Consider the following 13,217-nt stretch of genomic DNA (forward strand, 5'->3'; position numbering starts at 1 on the left):
CACTTCTTTATTTTATGGTTAATTTATTTTCTACTTTTTTGGGTTTCAATTCCTGCACACTTTGCATTAAAGGCTGTAACTGGTTTCTTTTGATTTCTCCGGAAAGCGTTACTACACCGCCTACAACAGTGGCACTCACTCCATTGTACGCTTTTACGACATCACTTACCGATTTATCTAAAGTACTATCCGAAGTAATGACAACGGCCGCTGCAACAGGTTCTGTCTGTAGAGCCGGAATTTCGCAGTGGTTCACTACAGATTTCACTCCCTTTACTCCTTTTATAATGTTTTCTGTATTTTGCTTAAAAGCCTCATCGTTACAAATACCTGTAATAGTGGCAACACCATCTTGTACCAAAACCTGTACTTCAGGCTTGTCTCCTAATTTTAAAGCAATTTCTTTTTGTATATCGGTATCCTTTCGAGTACATGCAAATAGAGAAAAAGCCAGGCCCATTCCCAGTAAAACTGATTTCATTTTCATAATGCTATTTTTTTAAATTAAGTATCTAAAATTAAACGAATTGCATTCCAAAATCTTACACGATACTCTTAGCATTTTTATATTTTTCCCAGTATAGCGAAAATTAATATTTATAAATGAAAAAAATAACACACGTCAAAAAGAATGCAAATATTCCAAACAGGATAAGTATTGTGACAAGGAATTTCTTAAGCATGTGTTGTTATGTTTAAATTATTTTTTGAAATTAAATTTCCAAAAGTAACCATCAAAGGTTTATGATCACTATGTATTTTCCAGTCTTCGTAAGTTCCGACTTCAACGCTTTCTAAAACTTCAATAAAATCATTTGAAGCAAAACAATAATCGAGGTGGTATGGTCTGTTTTCATGACGATACAAAAACAAAGTGGGATGTATTTCTTTTCCCTGTTCCTGATTGAAAAATTTATGGTAAACACTATATATCCCCTTCTCCGCCAATTTGCTCACGACAGTCGAATGATTTCCTTCTCTTCTGGGTTTGTCCCAAATGGTATTGCTGTTAAAATCGCCAATTAAAATGGTCCTGGTTTCAGCAAGCAGTTTTTCGTAGTAATTAATGGCTTTCCAGACCTGAGTTACATATTGTCCGTCTTTATCTTCAGGATTATTGGCCCATACCGCGAATAAAGTAAAATCTGTTTTTCCCCGGGTAACTGCAATGGGCAATACATTTTTAAAATCAGGATTATGGCAATCCATAAGTTCGAACCTGTAATCACTGTATGAAAAAACACCAAGGCCTTTGTGCTGATTCGCACCGTACCAAAGTGCCGCTGTCGGCAGCGGGACATCGGGAGGAAAGTTGAGCTTTTCGATATTTTCACATTCCGGAATAATGAGAATATCCGGCTGATGAGCCAGAATAAACCGGGCTTTTTTTCTGAAAGCCATATTACAATTCCAGGTGATGATTTTCATTCTATTTTCTGATTCAGTTCAAACAAAATATAAGGACCGTTTTCATTATCACCGTGTCCTTTCTCTGTAAATCCAGTCTTTTTATAAAATGCAACGGCTTGGGTATTCCGCTCCAGGCATTTGAGCATTACCGGAAACTTTGTTTGCTCTAAAGCAGCTTTTAAAAGCCTTTTTCCAATTCCGAGTTTATGAAATGCTTCGTCAATATATAAATGGTGAATAAAATTATCCCGCATCCAGACCGAAATAAATCCGATGACTTTTTCATCGTAAAGTGCTGTTAGGATATATTCTCCTTTTGTCTGAATGTCAAAATCCTGCAAATCAAAGATACTATGATCTGCCCAGACAAAAGTACTTTGACGCACTTTTAGAAACAGTTCGCGCAACGCATCTAAATCGCTTTCTCTGAATTCTATGATTTTCAGCTTATCATTCATATCCACAAATTAAGAAAATAACTGGTTATTCAGGATATGTTTCTAAATAAAATATTCACCTAAAAACAGGACTTCTATTCATGTTGCGACACATCATTGTATTGCCAGAGTACATTGATTATTTTCCATTCTCCGTTCGTTTTTACAATGTGCATATAATCGATCCAGGCATCGGCAATTAATTTTACAGATGCTGTTCTGGCAGAAACATCTAACAGCTTCACTTCTTTTGCCGGATTTTTGGGGAATTTATCTCCTTTTAGGTTATACGTCCCGGCCAGAATAACCATGTTTTCTGCGAAATATTCCGACACATAATCTTTCTGAGTTTCCTTATTTCTAAAAACAGATCTTTTTACCAGTCTCGGATGCAGGGCGCTTTCCATCAATTTCGGATTTGGGTTGTGTTGTGATTCAATATAAGCCAGTGCAACACGTTTGATATCAAGCGTATCCTGAGCCGTCTGCCCCTGAATCTGAAAAGAATAAAATACAATTGTAATAAATAACAGATATTTTTTCATAGAAACCCGGATTTAAAAAACATATCAATCATCACTTTTTAAATACTTTACGTAATTTTTCAGGTATTGATACCAGCTAAAATAGTACATTTATATTACAAAATAAGTAATCTGATTTTAAATATTTAAAAACCAAAAGCTGTTGGTGAAAAACAATTTCAGTTAAAATAGTACCTTACTTCCTCCTATTCAAACCACTCCAAATACACTCCAATATTTATCAATTTCAGATTTGTGATTTGGCAATTTTCAGCCTATATTTGCTATCGAATTAAAAGATTATGGAACAATTTGTAGTATCGGCCCGTAAATACCGCCCGCAAACCTTTAAGGATGTTGTAGGCCAGAAAGCTATTACCAACACTTTGTTGAATGCCATTGACAGCAATCACCTTGCTTCTGCTCTTTTATTCACCGGACCGCGTGGAGTCGGAAAAACCACCTGTGCCCGTATTCTGGCCCGAAAAATAAATCAGCCCGGATATGATGATCCTAATGAAGATTTTGCTTTTAACGTTTTTGAGTTAGATGCAGCTTCCAACAACTCGGTTGATGACATTCGAAGCCTGATCGATCAGGTTCGGATCCCGCCACAAACCGGGCAATACAAAGTCTATATTATTGACGAGGTTCACATGTTGTCTTCAGCAGCTTTTAACGCTTTTCTGAAAACACTGGAAGAACCGCCAAAACATGCTATTTTTATCTTAGCTACCACAGAGAAACACAAGATTATTCCAACGATTTTATCCCGTTGCCAGATTTTTGATTTCAAGAGAATTACGGTAAAAGATGCTAAGGAACATTTAGCGGAAGTTGCAGCAAGTCAGGGAATTAATTTTGAAGATGATGCTTTGCACATTATTGCCCAAAAAGCAGATGGTGCTATGCGTGATGCTTTATCGATTTTTGACCGTGTCGTTTCTTTTTGCGGCACGAACCTAACACGTCAGGCGGTAACGGAAAACCTAAACGTTTTAGATTACGAAACGTACATTAACATTACCGATTTACTTTTAGAAAATAAAATTCCGGATCTTTTACTGGCCTACAATGATATTCTTGCCAAAGGTTTTGACGGACATCATTTTATTGCCGGACTGGCTTCGCATTTCAGAGATTTACTGGTGAGCAAAACTCCGGCTACAATCGCTTTGCTTGAAGTGGGTGAACAGGCCCAACAAATGTATGGCGTACAAGCTCAAAAATGCTCACAGGATTTTTTATTAAAAGGAATTGACATTGCGAATGACTGTGATTTAAAATACAAACTAAGTCAGAACCAGCGTCTTTTAGTCGAATTATGTCTGATGCAACTGGCCTCTATCAATTTTGATGGAGAAAAAAAAAAGCTGAGCAATTCATAATTCCACCCGTTTACTTTAAAAATGGGGGATATTCTATTGTAGAAATTCCAACTACTAAAGCCCAAATTCCAAACACTGCAGGAGAAGATCCAAATTTGAAATCCCAAATTCCAAATGAGGGGCAGAATAGCCATTCAACTGTTGAAGTGAAATCGGAGACAATTATCGAAGCTCCAAAAGTGGAAACCTCTGTAACAAAACCCGAAGCAAGTGCTGAACCTAAAATTTCTGCTTTTTCTTTGTCGAGTATCCGCAAGAAAAAAGAACTGGAAGCCAGCGCCAAATCGTATGTAAAGCCTTCCTCTGTCCTCCCAACTGAAGAATTTACGGAAACAGAAATGTTAGTGGAATGGAATAAATATGCACAGCGTCTGGGGGATAAAGGCTTAAAAATCATGCAATCGTTATTATTGATTAATGACCCCACTTTAGACGGAACGGTAATCACGCTGGAATTACCTAATGAAGGTTCCAAACTGGATTTTGAAAGTCAGATTAACGGGCTTTTAGGGCATTTAAAGGGCCATTTACACAATCATGACATTACAATTCAGGTTAAAGTAAATGAAACTATTGAGACCAAACGCAGCTTTAACGATCAGGACCGATACAACCGTTTACTTGAAATCAACCCAAACATTGAACTTTTGCGTTCTACATTTGGATTGGATTTACATACTTAATATTCTGCCATAATTAACCGCAAAGAGGCAAAGATTTTCGCGAAGTTCGCAAAGGGTTTTTGCCACGATCCGAGCTTGAGCGAACAGGTGAAACAATTACACGAATTATCACTAATTATTTTTTTTACAGTTTGAATAAAAATTCGTGCAGATTCGTGTAATTCGTGGCAAACCTTTTTATTTATTCCTAAGCCCGAAATCATAGACTTTTTGCAGCCATTTTTCTCTTTGAAAATCACCGGAACCTTTTACAATTCCGATATAGGTGACTTTTACCGGTTTTACACCACAGAATTCCAAAGTAGATTTCTTAAGCTGATTGACGCTTGGTTTTCCGTAAAACAAGCGGTAATACCAGCCCGGCTGATCTAAAGTGGTGATAATATGGGCGGTTTTTCCTTTGAGTAATTTGTCCCACCAAACTGAATTTTCACGGTACTGAAAGACCATTCCGGGCAAAAACAACCGATCAATAAACCCTTTTGTTATTGCCGGTAAGCCGCCCCACCAGACAGGATGAATCCAGACCAAATGATCTGCCTTTTTAATTTTCTCCCAGGCATCTAATAAATCGGGTTCTAATTCGGTGCGTTTTTGATAGCCAAATTGCAGATTCGGATTAAATTGTAGTTTAGCTATTGTTATCGTTTCTACAACCGCACCGGAGTCAAGTGCTCCGTGTGCGTATTCGTTTGCAACTGCAAAATTAAAACTCTCCGGATTTGGATGGCCGTTTATAATCAGTATTTTTTTCATGTGTTTCCTTTTTTACAAAAATACTATTCCGATAAAAATGAATACCGGACAAATGTCCTAAAAAATCGCTTTCCGGATACGACTTAAATGTCTCGGCGTAACCCCTAAATAAGAAGCTAAATACTGAAGCGGAATTAGCTGAAGGTATTTTTGATGATTTTGATAAAGTTCTTCATAACGCTGGGTTCCGGATAATTTCTGAAAAGATATCATTCGTTTTTGAAGCGTGACATATTCCATCTCAGTCAATTTACGGCCAATTTCCTGCCAGTGAATTCCTGACTTATAAAGCTTCTCCAAACTTTCACGGCTGATGACCTGTAATTCTGTATCAACGAGTGCCTGAATGTTTTCTTCGGCTACATTTTGTGTTATAAAACTTGAAAACGAAGCCATAAATTCATTTTCAAAAGCAAAACAATTCGTTATTTCATCGCCCTGATGATTGAAAAAATAAGATCTTAAAATGCCTTTTTTAATAAAAACGATTTCATTGCAAACCTGATTTTCTTTCAATAAAAGTGCTCCTTTTTTGAGTTTTCTAACTGTAATTAAATCATCTAAATGATCTAATTCATCCTGGGAAATTATTTGAAAGAATTGAAAAAGAGATTTCATTTATAATAAAAATTAATCTTTTGTAGTAAAAATTCTTTCGATCCTTTTGTCAGGAATAAGCCACAACAGAGCCACTATAAAATAGGCGGCTCCTGAAATCCATTCGCTGTAAAACGAAAAGGCAATTCCAATAATATATAAAACAGACGAGACATTCCCTTTAACATCTTTGCCTATTGCTTTTGCTATTACTGAATTTTTTCCTTCGCTACTAATTATAATTCTTTGTAAAATGAAGTAGGCTACCGAAGACAGCAGCAATACAACTCCGTACAGTGTCATAGAGGTTTTTGCGAAGTTATGTTCTCCCATCCACCCGGTTGCAACCGGAATTAAAGACAACCAGAAAAGCAAATGCAAATTGGCCCAAAGGATTTTTCCGTTGATTTTGGTCAGACTGTGAATTAAATAATGGTGGTTGTTCCAGTAAATTCCAACATAAATAAAACTTAGTACGTAACTTAAAAACTTCGGGATAAGCGGTGTTAAATCCGTAAATTCATGTCCCTCAGGTACTTTGATTTCTAAAATCATAATGGTTATGATAATAGCCAATACACCATCACTAAAAGCTTCAAGTCTTGTTTTGTTCATTTACTTCCTAATTATACTATGGTGTGTTAAAAAAGTTTGCGCCAATTACATGAATTTTTTATGGTCAATATAAAATAGTAATTCGTGTAATTGCTTCGCCTGTTCGCTCACGCTCGGGTCGTGGCAAAAATATAGTGCTCCCTGTTTAAATATTAAATTTTACCGTAATACATTGCTTTTACAATTCCATCGGAGAGTCCGATTTTTGGAACGTAAATCTGGCGTGCCCCACTCCATTTCATCGCATTCAGGTAAATACGGGTCGCGTGGATAATTACGTCGGCACGATCCGAATTCAAACCTAATTCTGTAATCCTTTGTTCGTAAGTCAATGAATTTAGATAAGCATATTGCGAATTGATATAAATATAAGAAAGTGGTTTTTCCTGTTGTTTTCCGGACATTTTAAACAACTTATTGATGTTTCCTCCGGAACCAATTAGTGTTACTTCTTCGTATCCCTGCGTATTGGTTTTGATCCATTTTTCGATTTCATCCCAGACTACGTCGCATACCATGTCATTTAATAAACGAACGGTTCCGGCTTTGAAAGATCTCGAATTAATCATTTTACCATCAGAAAACAAGGTAAATTCGGTACTTCCGCCGCCAACATCGACAAAAAGATACGTCTCATCTGTTTTCAGTAAATGATGTAAATCTGTTGAAGCAATAATAGCGGCTTCTTTTTTACCATCAATAATTTCGATTTTAATATCGGCTTTTTTCTTAATTAAAGCCACAACTTCTTTTGCATTATAGGCCTCACGCATTGCAGAGGTTGCAAACGCCATATAGCGTTCTACTTTATGTACTTTCATCAAAAGGTTAAATGCTTTCATGGCATCCACCATTCGATCTATATTTTCTTCTGAAATTTCTCCAACTGTAAAGGCATCTTGTCCCAAACGAATTGGCACACGAACAAGAGAGCTTTTATTAAATTGCGGTTCTTTGCCATCTTGTTCTACAACATTGGATATCAGAAGCCTCATGGCATTTGATCCGATATCTATTGCTGCATATTTTTTTATTTTAATCATTGCTCCCTTATGATTTGAATTTGATTTGTTATTGATTTATTTTTTGCGGCATCTTTTTCGATTGCCTCAATTTTATTCTGGTAATACTTATAGGTTTCAAGCTGGGCTCTAAATGGGGCATGATGATTTCGTGGCTTATATTTATTATCTAGTTTATAGGAATGGTATCTTACCTTAACATTCCCTTTCCATGCAATATCAAAATTATCGATTAGTTCTTTTTTGATTTCAAGATCATAAATAGGACAGGTAACTTCTACCCTTCCGTCAAGGTTTCTGGTCATAAAATCGGCTGAAGAAATATATACTTCTGTTAATCCGGCATTTCCAAAAATATAGACTCTTGAATGCTCCAGATAATTATCTACAATGCTTATCGCTTCAATATTCTCACTCATTCCCGGAATACCCGGTATCAAGGAACATATTCCCCGCACCTGAAGCTGAATTTTCACTCCTGCATTACTGGCTTCGTATAGTTTGTCGATCATTTTAAAATCAGATAAACTATTCATTTTTAATTTGATATGTGTTTTTCTGCCTGCCAGAGCATGTAAAATTTCACGATCTATCAATTTTATAAATTTTGTTCTCGTATAATGGGGTGATACAATTAAATGTTTGTATCGGTGTACCCTGTAATTGATGTCAAAAAATTCAAATATTTTAGAAATGTCTTTCAAAATCTGCTGGTGACAGGTAAACAAGGTTACATCCGTATAAATTTTAGCAGTGGATTCATTGAAGTTTCCGGTAGAAATAAATCCGTAACGACGGGTCTTATCATTTTCAACCCTTTCAATGACACAAATTTTACTATGTACTTTAAGCCCTTTTATTCCAAAAATAAGTTCAATTCCTTCGGTCTGCATTTGCTCTGCATACGAAATGTTTGTGGCTTCATCGAAACGCGCCTGAAGCTCGATCTGAACGACTACTTTCTTACCATTTTTGGCTGCATTGATTAAAGAACTAATAATTTGCGAGTTCTTGGCCAGACGGTATAAAGTGATTTTGATACTCGTTACTTTCGGATCTAAAGCCGCTTCACGCAAAAACTTCGTTAAATAAGAAAACGACTGATAAGGTGCGTGTAATAAATAGTCTTTTTTACTAATTTTTTCCAACATACTTCCTGCCATGCTCAGGCCCGGAATTGGTAACGGATCATTGGTTTTATAAAGCAAATCGTATCTTCCTAAATTGGGGAAACTCATGTAATCACGGCGATTGTGATATCTTCCGCCGGGAATAATACTGTCTGTCGCTACAATTTTCATTTTATCCAAAAAGAAACGCAGCGTATCTTCTTCGATTAAACTATCATAAATAAAGCGAACCGGCTCCCCTATTCTTCTGTCTTTTACCGATGTAGCAATTTTCTCCAGCATACTTTTACTCAAATCACTATCGATATCCAACTGTGCATCACGCGTAATTTTGATCATATGGGCTGAGACGCTTTTATAATCGAAAATATTAAAGATGTTCTCAAGATTATGGCGAATTACATCGTCAATTAAGATGACATATTGTTTATCGTCATCTGACGGAAGTACCACAAACCTGTTTATTGTTTTCGGAATTTCAATTACTGCGTATCGGACTTCGTCATTGGTATTCATCTCCAAACGAATAGCCAAATATCCCAAAGTATCTTTCAAAACCGGAAATTCAGCCAGATCATTCAGAATAATAGTCACTAATTCAGGACTTAATTTTTGAATAAAGAAGTCTTTCAGAAAACGTTCCTGCAGTTCTGTAATCTGATCTTCATTGATGATAAAGATATTTTCGGCTTCCAGTTCGGCTTCGATGTTCCCTAAAATGCGTAAACTTTCTGATTGTTGCTGAATTACGATTTCGGTAATATCCTTGATCAGCTGATGGGCAGAAACTCCTCCCAGGTATTTTTCACCAGAAATTCCGGACAAACTTAATCTTCGGATTGCGGCATATCGAACTCTAAAAAATTCGTCTAAATTATTTGAAAAAATTCCAACAAAACGCAACCTGTCCAAAAGTGGAACGGTATTATCTGCTGCTTCCTGAAGTACTCTTGCATTAAACGCTAACCAACTTTTTTCTCTATCGATATATTTCTGTTCGTACACTTTATTTATTTTAAATCTTTGGGGAAAATTGTTTTTTGTGTCTTGCCTTTATGAATGTTGTCCCAGCTTTCTGACTCAAATTTAAGAGACACAAAACCGGAGGTAGGTACATTTTCTATAAAAACATCTCCAAATTTATTAACAAAATTTGTAATAGCCTCGTTATGTCCAAAAAGAATAACGCTTTCTAAACTATTATCACATGATTTGATAACTTTTTCGAGTTGTTTGTCATCAAAAGTATAAAGATCATCTTTATATATGATGCTTTCTATGGGATAAGAGATATTTTGAGCAAAAATAAGAGCAGTTTCTGAAGCACGTGCAGCAGTGCTACTCCAGATAATGTATGTTTTTGGCAGAAATTTTAAAATATTTGTTGATACTTCATGAGCATCAAGAATCCCTCTTTTCATCAAAGGTCTGTCAAAATCTTTTAAAGGAGCTTCCCAACTGGATTTGGCATGTCGTATTAAAATTAAATTTTTCATAAGTAGAAGGATTTAGAAACATCGTAGAGAGAAGTTCTTTTTTATTGAAGTTCTAATTTACAAAAGAAATTCTAATACTTCTCTTTTTTTTAATTCTGTTAACATTTAAAGAAAATTTTAACAGGAATAGAATTCGCATCAAACATCAAAATCATAACAAACGAGAATCTCTGTTTTTACAAAAAAGTGTAGTTCATCTGTTAAAAGATTCCTTTAGTCGATATTAAGTATATCTTAAAAAATTAACTAAATATTTGATTATTAAGTATTTATAATATTTTAAACTTTCCGTTTTTTAATTAAAATACGAAAATATACTCATTTTTTATTTGTTACAAATCACAAAAAAAATGCTTTTTTCGAGCATATTTTAACAAAAAAAAGACCTTTCAACGAGTATTTGGGTTAGTTACAGAGAAAAAAAATCAAAATCAAAACCTCGCTATAACTTTGATTCTGTTAAAATTAGATAAAAATCGTAAAACAAAATCTTAAGTTATGAAAACAAAAATTACTCTTAAAAAAGCACTAAGATTTGTAAAAAATTGTAAGTTCATTTTTTCATTCAAAAAGAACCTGTTACAAAAAAATATTTTTTGTTTACTTTTTTGTTTGATAACCGGTGTTTCATTTGCTCAGTCCGGTTCCTGTAATGCAACCCTGATTGTAGAAAATAATGGAAACGTTAGAAGTACTCCTGTTGACGGAACTTATTACTCACTGATTCTTACCAACAACGGGGCCTCTACAGATACCTTCCTGCTTTCGGCAAAAAACAGCAACAGCTCCTGTGCCAATACTGATGGAAGCCCCACCGGCACAAATGTGTCTCTCACTACCAATTTTATTAATTCTGAAAAGAGCCCGATTAGCGAAATGACGTTAAGTCCGGGGCAGTCTGTAAATTTCTACCTGCATATTACTGTACCAACAGGAACTCCCGCCGATAAATGGTCCTGTAACCGGATTATGGCGACTTCAAAAAACTGTACCAATTATTCGACTGATACTGTTTTGCACACTTATGTCATTAATCCTGTAAATGACTAATAACAAACACATCAAATGTTACCTAAAATAATTAAAAATGGAAAAATCTTTACTCTCTTTCAGCAATTATTTACGAGATTTAAAAAAAATATACTTCGCCGTATTATTTCTTCTATCTTCTTCATTTGGTTTAGCGCAAACAATAACCACCAACAAAACTGTGACTGCAAATGCAGGAAATTGTGGTATTGTTAATGTAAAATTAGATATTACAGGTTCAAATCCTGTGGCAAGGAATTCAGATGTGATTTTAGTAATTGATGTATCCGGAAGTATGGGAAATACGATTAGCGGAGATACTAAAACGTCAATGGATTATGCCAAACTGGCGGCAAAATCTTTTATTTCGCAGGCTTCAGCAAATACAAATAACAGAATTGCAATTGTTTCTTATACCACAAATGCAAAACTGGAACTTGGTTTAACATCCCTAAATGCTGTTGGAGTAACTGCTTTGAATGCCAAAATTGATGCCTTAATAGCCACTAACAACACCAATATTCAGGATGGAATTGTAAAAGCCGAAACTGAGCTGGAAACAAATGGAAGATTTGATTGTGCAACTGCAAGAAGTATTATTTTACTTACTGATGGAGTAACCAACAGAACCGGACCCGTAGGAAATACAACCAGCTGTAACACTACAAGTACCACATCAACCTGCGTTACATCGGCAATAACCGCTGCTACAAATGCAAAAACCACTGTAAAATCAAGTATTACCTATAACAATCAGATCTTTTCTGTGGGTCTTTTTGGTGGGATTCCCGGCAATATCAATACGCCCGGAAGTGACCAATTTGTAGCAAAATTTACTTTGGACGGAATTCAGGGAAGTGCTTCTTATATCACGCAAAGTGCTGCTAATCTAACTTCAATTTACACTCAGATTGCTTCACAAATATCATGGGTTGCACAAAGTTTAATTCAAAAAGAAACCATAATACCCGGATTTACAATTGGTTCAATTACTACTACCAAAGGCACAGCCTCACTTTCCGGACAAGTTATTACCTGGAATACTGACTTTTTAAATTCAGAAACCATTACCTTAAACTATCAATTAACGCCAACCGGAACTGCCTGCGGTACTCAAACGGTAAGTACATCTACTTTAAACTATCAAAATTCAGCTTGCGCCAATGATTCTAAAACTATTACGAGTCCGGCTTATTTTGTGCCATGTACCCCATTAATCAGCGGCATATTAAGTGCTTGTGGATCAACAACATTAACAGCTTCTACAAATGCAGCTTCACCAACCTATGTGTGGTACAAAGATAATGTTGAAATAACAGGTCAGACCGCTTCAACTTTATTGGTGACAACGAGCGGTGCGTATAAAGTAAAAGTAAAAAATGGCACTACCAATTGTGAATTAACTTCTGCTGCTTCAAATGTTTCCATTAGCCCGGCTGCTGCTCTTACCGCCCCGGCTAATGCAACTATTACAGGCTGCGGAACCAGTGCTATTACAGGACTTCCTTACGCTGCTGCAAGTACCAACATAACTTTAGCTCAATTAAATGCTGCAGGAGGATCATTACCAAATGATGCTTCTATAGGAGCCTACACCATATCGTATTCCGATACTGCTACAGGAACATGCCCCATTGTGGTTACCCGAACTTTCAAAGTTACTGCGAGTTGCGGTACCGTTACAGCGAATCAAACCATTACCATTCAGGACAACACTGCACCAACCTGGACTACTTCGGCTAATGCACTAAACGTAACACTTCAGTGCAGCGATACCGCCGGATTGGCCACTGCCCAAAATCAGGCTCCCGTGGCAACTGATAATTGTGGTGGAACAATAACCTATACTAAAACCAGCGGTGCTTTTGCTGCGGGTTCCTGCAGCAATTCCGGAACCTATACCAATACCTGGATTGCCAAAGATGTTTGTTTGAATACTTCTACAACTTTCACACAGGTAATTACCATTCAGGACAACACTGCACCAAGCTGGACCACTTCGGCTAATGCACTAAACGTAACGCTTCAATGCAGTGATGTTGAAGGTTTAGCAACTGCGCAAAATCAGGCTCCCGTAGCTACTGATAATTGTGGTGGAACAATAACTTATACCAAAACCACCGGCTCTTT

At 36.3% G+C, this 13,217-nt stretch carries 14 protein-coding genes; 4 read left to right on the top strand and 10 right to left on the bottom strand.

Features of this window, described 5'->3' with window-relative positions; genetic code table 11:
* Positions 1-7: 7 nt before the first annotated feature.
* The 4 genes from GJU43_RS21325 to GJU43_RS21340 all read right to left on the bottom strand — a co-directional run bounded on the left by GJU43_RS21325 (position 8) and on the right by GJU43_RS21340 (position 2,392).
* Positions 8-487 carry a BON domain-containing protein gene (locus GJU43_RS21325; RefSeq protein WP_154343778.1) on the bottom strand — a complete coding sequence of 160 codons (480 nt, stop codon included), beginning with the start codon at positions 485-487 and terminating at the stop codon, positions 8-10.
* A gap of 188 nt (positions 488-675) precedes the next feature.
* Positions 676-1,428, bottom strand: a complete 753-nt coding sequence (locus GJU43_RS21330) for an endonuclease/exonuclease/phosphatase family protein (RefSeq protein ID WP_154343780.1) — start codon at positions 1,426-1,428, stop codon at positions 676-678.
* Entirely contained in the window at positions 1,425-1,868 is a 444-nt protein-coding gene (locus GJU43_RS21335) for a GNAT family N-acetyltransferase (RefSeq protein ID WP_154343782.1), read from the bottom strand. The genes GJU43_RS21330 and GJU43_RS21335 overlap by 4 nt, the downstream gene beginning before the upstream one ends.
* Positions 1,869-1,942: 74 nt before the next feature.
* Positions 1,943-2,392 carry a nuclear transport factor 2 family protein gene (locus GJU43_RS21340; RefSeq protein WP_154343784.1) on the bottom strand — a complete coding sequence of 150 codons (450 nt, stop codon included), beginning with the start codon at positions 2,390-2,392 and terminating at the stop codon, positions 1,943-1,945.
* Positions 2,393-2,673: 281 nt separating this feature from the next.
* Here GJU43_RS21340 and dnaX point away from each other — a divergent pair, with 281 nt between their 5' ends.
* Positions 2,674-3,759, top strand: coding sequence for a DNA polymerase III subunit gamma/tau (dnaX, locus tag GJU43_RS21345; RefSeq protein ID WP_127338789.1), 1,086 nt, complete (start codon positions 2,674-2,676; stop codon positions 3,757-3,759).
* Between the two features lie 95 nt (positions 3,760-3,854).
* Positions 3,855-4,442, top strand: coding sequence for a DNA polymerase III subunit gamma/tau (locus GJU43_RS21350; RefSeq protein WP_229655107.1), 588 nt, complete (start codon positions 3,855-3,857; stop codon positions 4,440-4,442).
* Positions 4,443-4,619: 177 nt separating this feature from the next.
* On the opposite strand, the gene GJU43_RS21355 is transcribed toward GJU43_RS21350, so the two are convergent.
* From GJU43_RS21355 to GJU43_RS21380, 6 genes are all read right to left on the bottom strand, one after another.
* The gene (locus GJU43_RS21355; RefSeq protein WP_154343786.1) at positions 4,620-5,198 is read right to left on the bottom strand and encodes an NAD(P)H-dependent oxidoreductase; all 579 of its coding nucleotides are present in this window, start codon (positions 5,196-5,198) and stop codon (positions 4,620-4,622) included.
* 57 nt (positions 5,199-5,255) lie between these two features.
* On the bottom strand, positions 5,256-5,816 hold the full coding sequence (locus GJU43_RS21360) for a Crp/Fnr family transcriptional regulator (protein WP_154343788.1): 561 nt from the start codon (positions 5,814-5,816) through the stop codon (positions 5,256-5,258).
* 12 nt (positions 5,817-5,828) lie between these two features.
* A complete protein-coding gene (locus tag GJU43_RS21365) occupies positions 5,829-6,410 on the bottom strand; it encodes a TMEM175 family protein (protein WP_154343790.1) in 582 nt (193 codons plus the stop codon).
* 152 nt (positions 6,411-6,562) lie between these two features.
* A complete protein-coding gene (locus tag GJU43_RS21370) occupies positions 6,563-7,453 on the bottom strand; it encodes a Ppx/GppA phosphatase family protein (RefSeq protein WP_154343792.1) in 891 nt (296 codons plus the stop codon).
* Entirely contained in the window at positions 7,450-9,567 is a 2,118-nt protein-coding gene (ppk1, locus tag GJU43_RS21375; RefSeq protein WP_370455678.1) for a polyphosphate kinase 1, read from the bottom strand. Before ppk1 ends, GJU43_RS21370 begins: the two co-directional genes overlap by 4 nt.
* 5 nt (positions 9,568-9,572) lie before the next feature.
* A complete protein-coding gene (locus GJU43_RS21380; protein WP_154343794.1) occupies positions 9,573-10,058 on the bottom strand; it encodes a histidine phosphatase family protein in 486 nt (161 codons plus the stop codon).
* Between the two features lie 498 nt (positions 10,059-10,556).
* Between GJU43_RS21380 and GJU43_RS21385 the strand changes: the two genes are divergently transcribed.
* Both GJU43_RS21385 and GJU43_RS21390 read left to right on the top strand, forming a co-directional pair.
* The gene (locus GJU43_RS21385) at positions 10,557-11,108 is read left to right on the top strand and encodes a hypothetical protein (protein WP_195760080.1); all 552 of its coding nucleotides are present in this window, start codon (positions 10,557-10,559) and stop codon (positions 11,106-11,108) included.
* Positions 11,109-11,145: 37 nt separating this feature from the next.
* A partial coding sequence (locus tag GJU43_RS21390; protein ID WP_154343798.1) for a VWA domain-containing protein occupies positions 11,146-13,217 on the top strand: 2,072 nt, incomplete at its 3' end.

Origin of the sequence: Flavobacterium sp. LC2016-23 (assembly GCF_009674775.1) — a bacterium.
Lineage (GTDB): Bacteria > Bacteroidota > Bacteroidia > Flavobacteriales > Flavobacteriaceae > Flavobacterium.